12 protein-coding genes are annotated in these 15,760 nt (G+C 70.6%); 8 read left to right on the top strand and 4 right to left on the bottom strand.

Features of this window, described 5'->3' with window-relative positions:
- The first annotated feature begins 136 nt into the window (after window positions 1–136).
- On the top strand, window positions 137–1,849 hold the full coding sequence (locus tag Pla175_RS23635) for an HD-GYP domain-containing protein (protein ID WP_145291424.1): 1,713 nt from the start codon (window positions 137–139) through the stop codon (window positions 1,847–1,849).
- 44 nt (window positions 1,850–1,893) lie between these two features.
- Here the strand turns inward: Pla175_RS23635 and ygfZ are convergent, their stop codons facing one another.
- Entirely contained in the window at window positions 1,894–2,757 is an 864-nt protein-coding gene (ygfZ, locus tag Pla175_RS23640) for a CAF17-like 4Fe-4S cluster assembly/insertion protein YgfZ (RefSeq protein WP_145291426.1), read from the bottom strand.
- Window positions 2,754–3,977: a lactate racemase domain-containing protein gene (locus Pla175_RS23645; protein WP_197527106.1), complete on the bottom strand. Its 1,224-nt coding sequence runs from the start codon at window positions 3,975–3,977 to the stop codon at window positions 2,754–2,756. The genes ygfZ and Pla175_RS23645 overlap by 4 nt, the downstream gene beginning before the upstream one ends.
- A 198-nt stretch (window positions 3,978–4,175) precedes the next feature.
- Between Pla175_RS23645 and pgk the strand changes: the two genes are divergently transcribed.
- Window positions 4,176–5,558 (top strand): phosphoglycerate kinase, encoded by a 1,383-nt coding sequence (gene pgk, locus Pla175_RS23650; RefSeq protein ID WP_145291430.1) that lies wholly within the window; start codon window positions 4,176–4,178, stop codon window positions 5,556–5,558.
- Window positions 5,559–5,632: 74 nt separating this feature from the next.
- On the opposite strand, the gene glmM is transcribed toward pgk, so the two are convergent.
- Window positions 5,633–6,976: a phosphoglucosamine mutase gene (gene glmM, locus Pla175_RS23655; RefSeq protein ID WP_145291432.1), complete on the bottom strand. Its 1,344-nt coding sequence runs from the start codon at window positions 6,974–6,976 to the stop codon at window positions 5,633–5,635.
- Window positions 6,977–7,130: 154 nt separating this feature from the next.
- Between glmM and Pla175_RS23660 the strand changes: the two genes are divergently transcribed.
- The 3 genes from Pla175_RS23660 to Pla175_RS23670 all read left to right on the top strand — a co-directional run bounded on the left by Pla175_RS23660 (window position 7,131) and on the right by Pla175_RS23670 (window position 10,948).
- The gene (locus tag Pla175_RS23660; protein ID WP_145291434.1) at window positions 7,131–8,198 is read left to right on the top strand and encodes an FAD:protein FMN transferase; all 1,068 of its coding nucleotides are present in this window, start codon (window positions 7,131–7,133) and stop codon (window positions 8,196–8,198) included.
- A 144-nt stretch (window positions 8,199–8,342) separates the two neighbouring features.
- Window positions 8,343–9,086: a DedA family protein gene (locus tag Pla175_RS23665; protein WP_197527107.1), complete on the top strand. Its 744-nt coding sequence runs from the start codon at window positions 8,343–8,345 to the stop codon at window positions 9,084–9,086.
- A gap of 191 nt (window positions 9,087–9,277) precedes the next feature.
- The gene (locus tag Pla175_RS23670; RefSeq protein WP_197527108.1) at window positions 9,278–10,948 is read left to right on the top strand and encodes a glycoside hydrolase; all 1,671 of its coding nucleotides are present in this window, start codon (window positions 9,278–9,280) and stop codon (window positions 10,946–10,948) included.
- A gap of 71 nt (window positions 10,949–11,019) precedes the next feature.
- Here Pla175_RS23670 and Pla175_RS23675 read toward each other — a convergent pair whose 3' ends face one another.
- Window positions 11,020–12,264: an MFS transporter gene (locus tag Pla175_RS23675; protein ID WP_145291440.1), complete on the bottom strand. Its 1,245-nt coding sequence runs from the start codon at window positions 12,262–12,264 to the stop codon at window positions 11,020–11,022.
- 224 nt (window positions 12,265–12,488) lie between these two features.
- Here Pla175_RS23675 and Pla175_RS26310 point away from each other — a divergent pair, with 224 nt between their 5' ends.
- The 3 genes from Pla175_RS26310 (at window position 12,489) to Pla175_RS23685 (ending at window position 15,758) form a co-directional block, all read left to right on the top strand.
- Window positions 12,489–12,632, top strand: coding sequence for a hypothetical protein (locus tag Pla175_RS26310; RefSeq protein ID WP_197527109.1), 144 nt, complete (start codon window positions 12,489–12,491; stop codon window positions 12,630–12,632).
- A 191-nt stretch (window positions 12,633–12,823) separates the two neighbouring features.
- Window positions 12,824–14,224, top strand: a complete 1,401-nt coding sequence (locus Pla175_RS23680) for a DUF3326 domain-containing protein (RefSeq protein WP_145291442.1) — start codon at window positions 12,824–12,826, stop codon at window positions 14,222–14,224.
- Window positions 14,225–14,300: 76 nt separating this feature from the next.
- Window positions 14,301–15,758, top strand: coding sequence for an aminotransferase class I/II-fold pyridoxal phosphate-dependent enzyme (locus Pla175_RS23685; protein WP_145291444.1), 1,458 nt, complete (start codon window positions 14,301–14,303; stop codon window positions 15,756–15,758).
- Window positions 15,759–15,760: the final 2 nt, after the last annotated feature.

Here is a 15,760-nt window from a genome sequence, read left to right on the forward strand (position 1 = left end):
CAACCCGCGTCGCAGCCCCTCGGGATCCCGCAGAGTGTAGCTTGCCGGGGGGCGGGCAGCCGGCGCGGTGTATGTTTTTTTAGCGCCCCCCGTTGCGCCCAGCCTGCCCAGCCGTCGCCCCCGAGAGAATCGAACGTTGCCGGCGCCCGTCACCCAGCACCGCTACCGCAACAGCCCGATCAAGCCGACGCACCTGTTGCGCCTCTCGGATGAGGTCGTGCGGTCGGTCGACGAGCTCGAGCAGGCGTTCGGCCAGCCCTGGGCGGTGCTCGACACGGCTTCGGGCCGGATGCTCGCCGGCCCGGCCGACGCGTTGCCCATCGACTACTACAGCCGGCTCGGTCTGTGCGCCCAGATCGTAGTGCGTGGCGCCGCCGAGCCGATCGAGGACGCGGCCCCGCTGCTAGTGATCGGCGTCCCGCTGCCCGCCGCCGGGGGCCTCGACCAGTTGCTGGCCGTCACGGCGGTGCTGGTTGAGCCTGTCGAGCGTCGCGCAGACGTCGCGCCCGCCGCGGCGGTGCTGGGGATCGACGCCGACGCCGCGCTGCGTTGGGCCGGGCGACGCACGGTCTGGCCCGCTTCGGCGGCGCTGGCGACCGCCCGTGCGATCGCCGGCAGCCAACGCGATCGGCTGAAGCTGCGGGCCGTCCGCACACAGCTCTCGGAGGTCTCTTCCAGTCTGCTAGCGGCGTTCGAGGAGTTGACGCTGCTGCACCGGCTGACCGACCGCCTATCGATCACCGACAACGACAACGAGCTAGCGGAGCTCGCCGTGGAATGGCTGGCCGAGGTCGTGCCCGCCGAGAGCATGATGGTCTACTGGCGCAGCGCTCCCGACACGCTAGCGGGGGGAGGCCAATCGGGCGCCGCGCCGCACCTCGTGCACCGCGGCCGCGCGTTGTTCGAGCCGGAGCACGTGCCGTCGCTCCTGGAGAGCCTCGGCGACGAGGGCGCCCGGCGCTGCCTGATCTTCAACCGCGAGCTCACCGCACAGCAAGAGTGGTCGCACCCCCAGGTGCGCGAGCTGATCAGCGTGCCGATCTGCCCCAACGGCAAGGCGGCCGGTTGGCTGCTGGCGGTGAACCGGCGTTCCAACGCGGGCGGCACGCGGGACTTCGGCGCGGTCGAGGCCAGCTTGATGTCCAGCGTGGCGGCCATCCTCAGCGTCCACGCCGGCAACCTGGGGCTCTACCGGCAGCAGAAGAGCTTCTTTGCGCAGGTGGTGCGGGCCCTCAGCTCCGCGATCGACGCCAAGGACCCCTACACCTGCGGCCACAGCGACCGCGTCGCGCGGATCTCGGTCCGCCTGGGGCGCCAACTGGGCCTCTCCGCCGAACAGCTCAACACGCTCTACCTCTCTGGCCTGCTCCACGACATCGGCAAGATCGGCATCGACGACACGGTGCTCCGCAAGGCGGGCCAGCTCACGCCAGAAGAGTACGAGCACATCAAGCAGCACCCCGAGCTGGGCCACAAGATCCTGCAGGGGGTAGAGCAGCTCGACACCGTGCTGCCGGTGGTCCTCCACCACCACGAGGCGTGGAACGGGGCCGGGTACCCGGCCGGGCTCAAGGGAGACGCGTGCCCCCAGTTGGCGAGGATTGTCGCGGTGGCCGACTCCGTTGACGCGATGGGGAGCGACAGGCCCTACCGCAAGGGGATGCACGAGGACAAGCTCGAAGCGATCCTCCGCAACGGCGCCGGCGAGCAATGGGACGCCGAGGTGGTGTCGGCCTACCTGGCCGCGATCGACGACATACGCCAGATCGCAAAGACCGACCGCGACCCGCACTCGCTGGACGTTGGCACGTGGGGCCCAGAGACGCTCTCGCCGCTCGCAGCGTCGTGAGAGCAGCCCGACGTGAGAACCGCATTGGAACCCGCCCTGCCTTGCTAGCCCCGCACCAGGGCAGTCCCGGCCGGCGTCGCTAGCTCGCGACCCGCGACCGCCGCATGGCGGCGGACGTACCCAAGCCCCAGGGCCTCGCCCAACAGCGGCGCGGGGGCGACCGACGTCACTCGGCCCACCGGCTTGCCATCTTCCAACAGCTCGGCGCCGACCGCGGGCGCCGCGCCCGTGAACGCGAGCCCCACCAACAAGCGATTGACGTGCCCGAGCGCGTCGATACGCGCCACGGTCTCCTGCCCCAGGTAGCAGCCCTTGTTGAATGAGATCGCCGACGCGTCGCGCGCCAACTCTTGCGGCAGCGTGGCGGCGTCGACGTCGCAGCCGTCCCGTGGGAACCGGCCTGCGATCCGCAGCGTCTCCCACGCGTCGTGCGCCGCGGGGCGCCCCCCGGCCGCGGCTAGCTGCTCGTAGAGCACCGCCTCTTCGGCCGGCCCGACGATCGCCACCCGCCAACCGGGGCCGAGCCCCTCCAGCGGAAAGCCGACCCCTGGGGGCCCCTGGAACGCGACCGCGGCGAGGTCGCCGGGCGCGGTGATCGAGACGTCCTCGCGGATGTGGTACCGCTCGAGGTGCTCCGCGAGCTGCGCCGCGCGGTCCGACCCCAGCAGCACGTACAAGCAGCCATCGGAGCAGGCGATCAGCCCGAACGCCAGCACCCGCCCCTTCACGTCGGTGAACATCGACTCACACGCCTCGCCCGGGGCGAGCCGCTTGACGTCGTTGGTCGTCAGGTTCTGGATCAGCTTAGCGCGGTCGGCGCCGTGGATGGCGACCACCGACCAGCCCCGGAGCCGGGCGAAAGCGTCGCCCGCGGCGAGCGCCTCGATGTCACGCTCGGTCGCCGTCATCCGCCGCTCCGCATCGGCGCGGCGGCGTCTGCAACGATGGCCACACGGTGCGCGTCTTCGATCACCAAGCAGTCCCCCATCCGCGTCGCCAGCCGGCTCAGCTCGGTGGGATCGGCGATCGGCGCGAGGCCCAGCGACTCGACCTCGTCCGGGTTGCGGCGGCTCAGCAGGAACACGGGCCCGCGGCCGATCGCCTTGGCCAGGGTGACCGCGGGCTGGGCGTCCCAGCTCTGGTCACGCGCGGCGCGCCGCGCCGCGTCGCCCAGGTCTTCGGCGTCGACCAGCCGGCCGAGCGACTTGCCCAACGGCTGGGTGACGTCCGCGCACACCGCCACGGCGCCGCCGGGCAGCAGGCCGGCGGACGCGGCGTCGACCGCCCGCGCCAGCGCGCCCCAGGTGGCCTCGCGTCCGTCCCCGCCGATCGTCACCAGCACCAGCCGTGAGCGCTCGCCCACCGTGCGGCGCCACGTGGCGCGGCTTATCTCGGCGGCGCGGGCGGCTACTTCTTCGGGCGCGCCGGCCAGGGCGTGCGCCACGCCGCCGCCGGCGGCCGCCACGATCCGCACCACCATCGCCGCGCCGGCCAGCCAGCCAGCCTCGTCCTGGGCCGCCGCGACGTCGGCCGGCGCCGTGCCGGCGAGCCTGCGGGCGGTGGCGCGGTCCGCGAACGCCGGGTAGAGCCCGGCGTACGCGCTGCCGTCTTCGTCGGCGCCGTTGCAGCCCACCGGGATCAGCACGTCGGCGTCTAGCAGCACTCGGTTGAACGATACGGCCGACCCGTCGCGCGCCATCCCGGCGAACGCCATCCCGGAGTCGTCGTCGCCGTTGTGTTGCGACACGCGGGCCGTCACGCCCGAGGCCCCGATCCCCGAGGCCTCAACGCCTCGCTCCGCAGAGGCCGCGTCGTCGGCGCCCAGGGTCAGCAGGTCGATCGTCAGGCCGTCGCAGCCGCAGGCCTGCAGCGCTTCGAGCAGCCCGCGCACCACCTCGGCCAGGGCCGGGATGTCCGGGCCCAACGCCAGCGCGACGTGGTCTCCCGGGACCACCGCTTGCCGCAACGGCGGGTAGCCGATCGGCGCCTCGAGCGCGGCGCGCACCTGCTGGGCGGGGGCCCCCCCGGGGGGCGTCTCACCGGCGATCTGGCCGGCGCCGTCGATCGGTCGCGCGCCGGGCAGGTCGACGGCCTGGCCGCCGAGGCCGGATGGCAGCTTCAGGATCACAGGGGCATCTCGCAGGATATTTGGCCGAGTCTGTGCGCGATCCTATCGGCACGGGCCGGGGCTGCCAAGCGGCGGGAGCCGGGCGGGCGCCGCGCGCCTGGCCGCTGGCATCGCTTCTTTTCTAGGGCAAACGCCTCTGGTATCCTCTGTTGCTCCGTGAGAACTCTACCCACCTCCCGCCCACCTCGGTTTCCCGCCATGCCCGTCGATCCGCAGTCCATGCTCCCCTGGCTCGAGACCATTGTCACCGGCGGAAACGCCGAGCCGCCGCGCGCCCTGGGAGACTACCTCGACGCGATCCCGCGTCTGGACTCGCTCGCCGACCTCCCCAAGGGGACCGCCGTGCTGGTGCGCGGCGACGTCGACGCCAAGCCGGGCGACAAGGTGGGCAAGGGAGACATCCGCCTCCGCTCGATGGTGGAAACCCTGCAGTACGGGCACGACCGCGGCTGGGTGCAGGTCGTCTTCGGCCACATCGGCCGCGACCCGCAGCAGTCGCTGGACAAGGTGGCCGCCCGCCTGGGCGGGCTGATGGGCGCCGACGTGCCGCTCATCAAGGGCTGGTACGACGAACAGACGAACACCGTCACGGAGCTCGCGGCCAGCCGCGTGGCCGACGCGGCGCCCGGGTCGATCCTGATGCTAGAGAACACCCGCGCCTACGACATCGAGCGGGTCCTGTGGAAGGCCAAACCGGCCGACCTGCCGGCGATCGCCGAGAAGCTGGCCGATTTCGCCAACGAGGTGGCCGGGAAGATCGCCAAGGTGTACGTCAACGAGGCCCTCTCGGCCGGCAGCCTCGACGCCTCCAGCACGGTGGTCCCCGCCGCGATGGACCGCGTGGCGCTGGGCAAGTACGTGGCCAGCGAGTTCGAGGGGCCGATGAAGAAGTGCCTCCAAACGCAATTGGTGGTGTTCAGCGGCCTGAAGATCGACAAGCTGGACGATCTGGAAGCCATGATCGCCCGCGGCACCATCAAGCAGGTGTTCGCGGCCGGCTCGCTGGCGATGGCCCTCCGCAAGGCGATCGGCGAGCTGGACGGCAAGGACGTGTCGATCGGCGTGGCCGAAGACCCGTCTCACAGCGACAAGCCGTACTACATCCCGCGCGAGCGCGTCGAGCAGGCCAAGCAGATGGTGGCCGAGGGACGCAAGAAGGGGATCGAGTTCGTCGTGCCGGTCGATTCGGTGATCGAGGACGGCTCGGTCAAAGAGGCGCTGGAGGCCAGCGACCAGCAGTTCGACATCGGCCCCAAGAGCAGCGCGCTATTCGAGCAGAAGGTGACCGAATTCATCGAGGCCGGCGCCAAGGGCGCCGTGGCGTTCCACAACGGCGTGTTCGGCATGTTCGAAGACCCCCGCTTCGAGGCGGGCACGCGGAACTTCATCCCGCAGCTCAAGCGGATGACCGACGCCGGCGCGTTGGTCTACGTCGGCGGCGGCGAGGGGGGCAAGGCCCTGGAGAAGTACGGCAGCGAGTCGGACGTCACCCACGTCTTCACGGCCGGCGGCACGGTGCTCAACGCCCTGGGGAGCGAGCCGGTTCCCTACCTGGTCGCCCTGGCCATGGCCGCCAAGTAGCCGCCGATAGCCGCCACGCGCCGCAGCGGCGCCCGCGTATTGGGCCCCTTTCGGCCTGCGTGGTTTGGCCCGGCCTACGCGGTTTGGCACGTCGCGGCGGCTTCTTCGCAGAGGCTCTTGGCGGCGTCCGCCGTGGCGGCTTCGGCGATGATCCGCACGATCGGCTCGGTGTTGCTGGCGCGTACCAGCAACCACCGGCCGTCGGGCCAGTCGAGCCGCAGGCCGTCCATCCGGTCGGCCTCGGCCTGGCCGAAGTGGGCCTCGAGCCGGTCGAGCGCCGCGGCGATCTTGGCCGGCGGGACGGCGGCCTTCGCCTTGTGGATCGAGTACTGCGGGAGCCGGTCGGCGAGCTCGCCGACCGGCGCGTCGCGCGCCGCCATCGCATCGAGCACCAGCGCCATGCCAATCATGCTGTCGCGCACCAGGCAGACCGCGGGGTGGATCACGCCGCCGTTCCCCTCACCCCCCAGCACGGCGCCGGTGCGGAGCATCTGGTCGACCACGTTCGCTTCGCCCACGGCCGAGCGCGTGAAGGGCGCCCCGTACTTCTTGCAGAGGTCTTCGGTCACGCGGCTGGTGGAGCAGTTGGTCACCACCGGTCCGGTGCGGCGACGCAGCTCGTGATCGACGCACAGCCCCAGCGTCAGCTCCTCGCCCAGGTAACGCCCCGTGTGGTCGATCACCGCCAGCCGGTCGGCGTCTGGGTCTTGGCAGAAGCCGACGTCCGCGCCGAACTCCCGCACGGCGCCCAGCACTCCCGCCAGGTTCTCGGCGGTCGGCTCGGGGGTGTGCAGGAAGTCGCCCGTGGGCTCGGCGCCCAGCACCCGGGTCACGCAGCCGAGGCGTTCCAGCAGCCGAGCCCCGATCACGGCCCCGGCGCCGTGGTTGGCGTCTAGCAGCACGCGGAACCGCTTGGCCCGGATCCGGGCCAGGTCGACCAGCGGCAAGATCCGCTCAACGTGGGCCTCGGCGGCAACCGTAACGGCCCTCGCCCGCCCCGCCACGCCCGCGGCGGGCTGCCACGCCTGGTCCTGGAACCGCTCCTGCACCCGCACCCCGTCGGACGCCGGGATCACCCGCCCCGCGCCTGAGAAGAGCTTGATCCCGTTGTACTCGGCCGGGTTGTGGCTGGCGGAGACCTGCACGCCGCCGGCCGCCCGCAGGTTGCTCACCACCACGCCGATCGTGGGCGTGGCGGCCGGCCCGAGGCTCAACACCCGCCGGCCGCTGGCCATCAACGCCGTTTCCACCGCGGCGACCATCATCGGCCCGCTGGCGCGTCCGTCGTAGCCCGTGACGATAGGCCCCGCGGGGAGGGATTCGGCGAACGCGGCCGCGTACCGCATGGCGACCGCGGGGGTCAGCGTATCGCCCACAACGCCACGCAGCCCAGACACACTGATGATTAGCTCGGTCATAAGCCGGAGTATTCCTTAGCGCTGCGCAAACCGAAAGGGTAAGCCAGCCCGCCTGCAATCAAGGGCGCCCGGAAGCCTCCAGAGGTGGGACCGCAGTCGCCCCGATAAACGGCGGCTGCTCTGCGTTCCCAGCGGCATCCGGTACAATGCCCCTATGCCCGCTCCCGACTCCACGCGCCGCGACTTCCTCACCGGCAAGGCCGCCGCGCGGTCGCTGAGCGATTCGGTGGGGTCGCTGGGGGCCTCGGGCGAGGGGACCGACGGCGCCTGCGTCTTGAACGTGGCCCGCCCCGCCATGGCGTGTCAGTTTGAGTTCCGCGTGCTCTCGACCGCCACCCACAACACCGGGCCCGCCGCGATCGAGGCGCTCGACCTGGTCGAGGCCATCGAGGACCAGCTCACCGTCTACCGCGACCAGAGCGAGGTGCAGGAGATCAACCGCACCGCGGCCCTGCACCCGATACCGGTCGAGCCGGGGCTGTTCGCGCTGCTGGAGCAGGCGGACGCCCTCTACCAAGAAACCGGCGGCGCGTTCGACCTGACCGCGGGGCCCCTGTCGAAGGCGTGGGGGTTCTTCGAACGCCGCGGACGCGTCCCCTCGGAGGCAGAGCTGGCGGCAGCCATGGCGCACGTCGGCTGGGGGCGGGTCTGCCTCGACCGGACCGAAAAGTCGATCCAGTTCACCGAGCCGGGGGTCGAGATCAACTTCAACAGCATCGGCAAGGGCTACGCGCTCGACCGCGCCGCCGACCTGCTCGCCGAACGAGGCGCCCCCGACGTGCTGCTGCACGGCGGCGGCAGCACGCTGGTGGCCCGCGGGCAGAACCGCGCCGCGGGGGTCCCCGGCTGGCTGGCGGGGCTGGGCGACCCGCTCCGATCCGGCCGCCGGCTGGGGGAGTTCTTGCTGCGGGACGAGGCGCTTAGCACCTCTGGCGCCGCGACGCAGAAGTTTGTGCAGGGGGGCAAGCGGTACGGGCACCTGATCGACCCCCGCACGGGGCGCCCCGCAGAGGGGGTCCACTCCGTCACCGTGCTGGCGCCCACGGGCGCCGCGGCAGACGCCCTCTCGACCGCCTTCTACGTGCTCGGCTGGGAAGGGGCGGAGGCCTACTGCGGCGGCCACGCGGATGTCCGCGCGTTGTTTGTGCTCCCTACCCCGGGGGGAGGGGTCGACGTGCGGACGCTCAACCTGCCCGAAGACGCCTGGCGCAGGTACCCGTAGCGACGCCTCCCTGGGTCCGGGCGGCGGCCGGTACTGAAAACCGCTGCTTCCCGCTACAATGCGGCACCGCTAAACGTCACCCATCTACCCCGTTGTCGCATCCAGGCGGGATGCGGCTCGGCTGGCCCCCCGTCGGTTCTTCGCGTGCTCAACTTCCTGCTCAGATTCGAGTACGCGGGGATCATCGCGTTCCTGACGCTCTGCGGTCTGGGGCTGCCGATCCCCGAAGAAGCCGTGGTGGTCCTCTCCGGCGTGCTCAGCTACCAGGAGACGCTCGACTGGTACTACGCCCTCCCCTCGTGCCTGATCGGCGCCCTGCTGGGGGACAGCGTGATGTACTTCATCGGCCGGCACTTCGGCCACGAGTGGCTCACCAAGCACAAGAACTTCGCCCGCTTCATCGACCCCGACCGCGAAGAACAGGTCGAGAAACTGGTGCTGAAGCACGGCTTCAAGGTGATGCTGCTCACCCGATTTATGTTCGGCGTGCGCGGCCCCGTGTACTACGCCGCCGGCGCGGCCAAGGTGCCCTACCTGAAGTTCTTGCTGTGGGACCTGGTGGGCGCGTCGCTGGTGATCAGCGTCTTTTTCGGCCTGGCGTTCCGCTACGGCCGGCAGATCGAGAAGCTGGCGTCCGACTTCGAGATCACCTTCACCATCATCGTGCTGGCGGCGCTGGTCGTCACCGGCGTGATGGTCTACCGCAGCCAGAAGCGCCGCGTGGGCAAGGCGTTCGACGAGATGGCGGCCGAAGACCAGCAGGCAGAGGCGCCCAGCGAGCCGGGCGCCGACCTGTCGGCCTCGATCCCCTCCCCGTCGACCAACGGCGCGCCGCACGACACGGCTTCGGCGCCCGCGCCGGCGGCGGAGTTGGAGCGTTTGGAGTAGCGTGAGTCGGCCGGGCACGCCGGCGGCGATCCGTGCACGCCGCGTGCTGCGATGCCCCTTGTCCCGAGTTCCAGGGCCCCGCGTCTTGTGAGGTGTCTGTCATGCCAGCCCGTCTCGTCACACGCGGTTCGATGCAAATTATTCTCTCAGTCGCGATCGCGCTCGTTTGCGCCCCCGTCGTTGCACAGTCTATGCTGCGCGTCGTCGGTCCGAAGACGCTCGACCCCGATCGGCCCCACCTGCTCCGCGTCGAGGAACAAACCAAACAAGGTTGGCGGTTGGTCGATCCGGCCGCGTTGGTGGTGGGGGTCGAGGGACCGGCGAGCCTGGTTCAAGACCCGTCACGCCAGGCGATGAACCCCGTCACTGTTCGCCCCGACGCCCGCGAGGGAGCGTTCACCGTCAACGCAGCGCAGGGCGACCGCTCGGCCAGCGCCTCGTTCGCTATCGGACCGCAGGCGCCCGCGGGCTCGGTGCGACTTCAGATCAACCCCAGCCGAGTGCTGCACGAGTTCCAGGGCCTGGGGGGCGGCGTGCTGTTCTACGACAACCAGTGGGAGCTGAGCCAAGGGGACGAGATCTGGAAGTGGTGCTTCGAGGACGTCCACGCCACGTACCTGCACCTGCTCGCTCGCCCCGACTACGAGCGGGCGAACGACAACGACGACTGGCGGACGATCGACCCCGCGGGCTTCGATTTCAAGGCGTCCAACCGCGCGCTGAAGGTGGCCGAGCGGGCGCTGGCGATCGATCCAAACCTCAAGCTCTACCTCAGCGTCTACTCCCCCCCGGCCTGGATGAAAGTGGGCGAGACGACCCGCGGCTCGGCGGGGCTCAAGGCCGGCAAGGCGTACCGCCAAGAGTTTGCCGAGTACGTGTTCGCGTACCTGAAGCACGCCGCCAGCCGCGGCGTGCGGTTCGAGTACTTCGCCCCGTTCAACGAGCCCGACTGGACCCACAGCCAGGACGGCATGCACGTGAAAGACTTCGCGGAGCTCGTCGGGCTGTTCGACGACATCACCACCGCGCTCGCCGAGCTGATCGAGGCCGACGACGACCTCGAGATGCCGCGGCTGATCTTCCCCGACTCGCTCGGCGCCGGCGCGCTCACGCGGACACGCGAGAACCGCGCGGTGCTGACGGCCAACCGGCGGATGCTCGAGGAGAAGGTCGACGTGTGGGGCGTCCACGACTACTGGAACACGGCCGGCTACTGGCCGGTGCGGTTCGAAGAGCTGCGTGCGCTACCCCCGGTGGGCGCCAAGCCGATCTGGATGACCGAGTGGGCCCAGCGCGACAATCGGGGCGACCTGGAGAGCGCCAACCAGTACGGCGCCAACATCCTCAACGCGCTGCGCAGCGGCGCCCAGGCCTGGATGGTGTTCGAGTGGTGCCACCCCAGCGGCAACCAATCGGGGCTCATTAGTTGCGACTGGGGCGCCAAGCCCCCCCACAAACGCTACTGGCGCAGCCAGGCCTACTACACGTTCCAGCAACTCGCCAACACCACGCCGGCGGGGGCGCAGGTAGTGGACGTATCAGCAGAGCTGTCGGGCATTGCAAAGCCGTCAAGCAAGGGCCAGAGCCTGCCGGTCGAGTACTTGGCGCTAAAGACCCCCCAGGGGATGGTGCTGCACGTCGCCAACACCACCGGCGAACCGGTGACGGTAGAAGTCGAGTGGCGCGGCGACGGGGGCCCGGCCGGCGGGGCGCTGGTGACCGACGCACTGCGGCATAGCCGGCCCTTCACGACGGACGAACTGGCGCTGCGCACCAACCGACGGAGCGCATCGTTCACGGCGCCAGCGAATAGTTTGGTGACGGTAGTAGGATGGGTCGAGCCCGCCGAAGGCGAGCGCTGACCCATCGCGTCATTGATCGCCGTGATGGGTCAGCCCCCGACGGATCCGGGGGCCGACCGGGCAACGAACGATCATTCCTCCGGCAGCGTCTTCTCCGGGTCGGCCTGCGTCCACAGCACGATCGCCAGCGCGTTCATCGCCGCCGCTAGGTAGAAGAACGGCAGCGTTGAGCCGGTCCATTCCTTCAGGTACGGGAAGGCCAGCGAGGTGACGAACGCCCCGATGTTGCCCGCCATGTTCATCGTCCCCGACACCAGGCCGGCGTGGCGGTGGCCGATGTCGACGCAGAACGTCCAACTGGGTGCCAGCGTCATGTCCGCGCCGAAGATCGCCAGCGTCAGCCAGGCGACCGACTCCTGCGCCGTATCGGCGCTGGAGAGCCCCAGCATGCCCGCGGCCGCCAGCAGGAAGCCGATGGACGCCGGCAGCGCCCTGGACCAACGCCGCCAGCCGCGGCGGTAGAGGGCGTCGATCATGGCGCCGGCGGTCAGGCTGCCGAAGAAGCCGCCGATAAACGGCGCCATCAGCAGCAGGCCCGCCTCCGAGGGGTTCAGGTCGTAGGTCCGCTTCAGGTAGGGGTACATCCACGACAGGCCGAAGAAGAACGTGAAGTTCGAGCAGAAGTATTGGGCGCACATCAGCCACATCTCTTTGGAGCGCCACATGGCGCCCGGCGCCAGCCGCCCCGTGGCGGTGGGGGGGCGTTGGCGGCCCGCCTCGATGTAGGCCCGCTCTGCCTCGCCCACGCCTCGGTGGCTGGCGGGGTCGTCGCGGAACAACAGGAACCAGACGACCGCAAACACCAGGCCGATAACCATCCAGATCTGGAAGGTGTTCCGCCAGCCGTACTGCTCGATCATCCAGGCGATCACAAAGAAGGCCACCGCGGCGCCGAACCGCGATCCGGCGAAGTTGATCCCCTGCACCAGCCCCCGTTCCTTGACGGGGATCCACGAGTACACGGCCCGCGACATGCCGGGGAAGGCGCCCGCCTCGGCGGCGCCGAACAAGAACCGCACCACGACCAGCGACCACAGGCCGATCGTCCAGCCGGTGGCGCCGGTCAGGAGCGACCAGCCGGCCACCACGCCGGTGATCAGCAGCCGGGGCCCGAACCGGTCCGCGAGCCAGCCCGAGGGCGCCTGCAGCAGGGCGTACCCCAGCGAGAACGCCGACAGCGCCAGCCCGAACTGGGTGTCGGAGAGGCCAAACTCGGTCGAGATCGGCCCCGCGGCCGCCGAGATGCAGGCGCGGTCGACGTACAGCAGCACCGAGATCAAGAAGGTGCCGCAAACCAGCAAATAGCGTATGGGCATAGTTGGCGTGACGGGTCGGATGAGGAAAGAGGAGCAGACGAGCGGCCGGCCAAAGACACGGCTGGGTCCTAGGATGGCGCAGCGGGCTGGCGATGACAAGGCAAGAAGCCGCCAAGAGACGCGTCCGGGGGCGCCGCCTAGACACGTGGCCAAGCGGATTTTTCCTATTCTCTGAGAATCCGGAATTGCTCGCCGGCCCCCGAGGCGATATTGTTTCTTCTGCTATGACTACCTGCCTGTCGATCACCGCGCCCCGCCCCCGCCGCCTAGGCGTGCTGCTGTGCGTGCGTACGTGGATCGACCTGGCCCAGCTCCACCTGCAAGCCGCTCGCCGCTACCAGAACTGGCGCGGCCGGCTCCGTCGTTGAGCGCCGCGGTGCGTCGCCCCCGTCCGCCGGCCTAAGCCCTCGGCGGCCCCTCTTTCGGCCACGCCCCGCCTACCCGGCTTCTTCTGCACGCCAAGCGTCCGTCGTCCCCCCGGGGGGGCGCGGCCGCCCACGGACCATCCCCCTAATCGACGACGGCGCAGCCCGCCGCTTCCAGCCCAAGGACCACGACTTTGAAGATCAGCCAGCACCAGATCGCCTTCCGCCGCTTCCTGAACGAAAACGCCCCGCTAGAGAGCCTGCGCTCGGCCGTTGAGGCCCACTGCGGCGTCGGGTCGCAGGCGGTGCGCGTCGCCATGATGGGGCGCGACCGGCGCGGGCACGTGGTTGAGATGGAGACCGTCGAGGGCGCCACGCGCCCGATGGCCAGCGTGTTCGACTACCGCCAACGCGCGACCGAACGCACCGCCGCCTTCAACGCGGTGATGCTCATCCCCACCGGTTCGGACTGCTTGATCGGCGGCCACGCGGGAGACGCCACCCCATCGGCGCGGCTGCTGGCCTCGGTGTGCGACAACCTAGTGCTGCACCCCAACGTGGTGAACGCGTCGGACATCAACGAGCAGACCGACAACATGCTGTACGCCGAGGGGAGCCTGATCACCCGTCTGATGATGGGGACGATCGGGCTGCGCAAGGTCCGTCAGAACCGGCTGCTGCTGGTGACCGAGGACCGCCCCGAGGCGCCCGACGTGGTCGATCAGACGATCAACTGCGCCGAGGGCGCCCGCGCCACGCTGGGGGTCGACATCCGCGAGGTGGTGGTGCTGGAAGAGGGACTCAGCATGCGGACCGGCTTCAGCGAGTCGGGCCGCGTGACCGGCGCCATCGATCGTCTGGCGCACCTGGTAGACGTGCTGGAGCGCAAGGCGGGCGAGTACGACGCGGTGGCCCTGGCGACCAAGATCACCCCCCACATGGACTCGGTGGCGCTGCACCACGCCTACTTCGCCGGCGGGGGCGCCAACCCCTGGGGCGGGGTCGAGGCGGTGCTGACCCACACCCTGAGCGGCCTGCTGAACGTGCCGACCGCGCACGCCCCCACCATGAGCAGCGAGGCGCTCAAGACGCAGAGCTGGGGCGTCGTGGAGCCGCGCAAGGCGGCGGAGATCATCTCTACCACCTACCTGTTCTGCGTGCTCAAGGGGCTGCACCGGGCGCCGCGGGTGGTCACGCAGGTCGACGGGGCGTTCGACCCCTCGGTGGTGTCGGCCGAGGACATCAGCGCCCTGGTGATCCCCGACGGCTGCGTGGGGCTCCCCACCCTGGCCGCCTGCCAGCAGGGGGTGCCGGTGATCGCGGTCCGCGGCAACAAGAACATGATGAAGAACGACCTGACCCAACTGCCGTTCGAGGCGGGGCAGCTCATCTTCGTCGAGAACTACCTGGAGGCCGCCGGCATGCTGGCCGCCCTCAAGGCGGGCGTGGCCCGCGACGCCCTGGCCCGCCCGATGAGCCCGCTACGGGTCAGCCGAGTCGGCAAGGTCGCCCCGGCGGCGGCGGCAGATAAGCTCAATGGCCACGCGACCAGCGTGAAGAATGGCCACACGAACGGCCATGCGCTCAAGGCGTAGCGGTGTAGGGTGCACGTAGTGCACCAATGCCAACCGAACCCAGCCGCATTGGTGCACTACGTGCACCCTACACGCCGTGCCCGCTCCGATCGTCGATACGCTCGCCGCCTACGCCCGCGCGGGATACTTCCCGTTCCACACCCCGGGACACAAGTACGGGCCGTTCGCGCCGCAGAGTTTGCGCGCCGTGTTAGGGGACGCGGCTTGGGGGCTCGACCTGCCGTCGATGACGGCGACCGATAGCCTGTTGCACCCCACACGGTGTATCGCGGACGCCGAGCGCCTCGCGGCCCAGTTGTTCGGGGCGGCCGACACGTACTTCCTGGCTGGGGGGAGCACGCAGGCCGTGGCGGGGATGCTGCTGGCCGCGGTCCCCCCAGGGGGCGTGGTGCTGCTGCCGCGGAACGTCCACCGCTCGGTGGTGGGGGGGCTGGTGCTGTCGGGCGCACGGCCGCGGTTCTTGCGGCACGACGTGCTGGCCGAGTCGGGCGCGTTGGGCGTGAGCGAGGCGTCGCTACGCGCGGGGCTGGACGCCCATCCCGATGCGGCCGCGGTGCTGCTGACGCGCCCCAGCTACTACGGGCTGGCGGTCGACCTAGAACCGGCCCGCCGGCTCACACGCGAGCGGGGCGTCAAGCTGTTGGTGGACGAGGCGCACGGCGCCCACCTGCGGTTCTGTCCCAACAGCGAGGGGCGACCGACCGCGGCGCTCGACTACGGCGCCGACCTGGTCGCCCAGAGCTGGCACAAGACGCTCGGCGCCCTCGGGGGCGCCGCGGTGCTGCACCGCGGCCAGGGCTCTGCCGTGCCCGCCGCACGTGTGCGCGCCACGCTGAACCTGCTGCACTCCACCAGCGCCAGCCTGCTGCTGCTGGCGTCGCTGGACGCCGCTCGGCTGACCCTCGCCGAGCAGGGCGAGGCGTTGTTCGCCGACGCGGTCGCACAGGCCCGCCGGCTGGCCGAGCGCATCAACCAGCTACCCGGGCTGCGGGTGCTGGCGGCAGGAGAGCACCCGGAGCTGGCCCGGCATCAGATCGACCCGCTGCGGATGACGATCAACGTCGCCGGCGCGGGGTGGACCGGGTACGAGGCAGAGCTGCTGCTACGCTCGGACGCCTACCGCATCGAGGACGAGATGAGCGACCCGTTCAGCATCGTGCTGGTGCTGGGCCCGGGCGACCCCGAAGAGGCCCGCCAGCGGCTGCTGGCGGGGCTGGCCCACATCGCTGAGAACCCGAAGCCGGTGCGCGACGGCGAGGCGTTCACCGCGGACATGCTGCAGCCCCCGCTCCCGCCACAGGCGGCAACGCCCCGCGAGGCGGCGCTGGCCGAGCAAGAAACCGTGAGCTTCCCAGCGGCCGTGGGGCGGACGTGCGCAGAGACGATCGCCTTCTACCCCCCCGGCATCCCGCTGGTGATGCCGGGCGAGACGATCACCGCGCCGCTGGTGAGCATCGCCCAGCGGCTGCTGAGCGCGGGGGCGTACCCCCACGCGCTCGACAGCAGCCTGCAAACGGTGTCGGTCGTCGCCTAGGT

This window comes from Pirellulimonas nuda (assembly GCF_007750855.1).
Taxonomy (GTDB): domain Bacteria; phylum Planctomycetota; class Planctomycetia; order Pirellulales; family Lacipirellulaceae; genus Pirellulimonas; species Pirellulimonas nuda.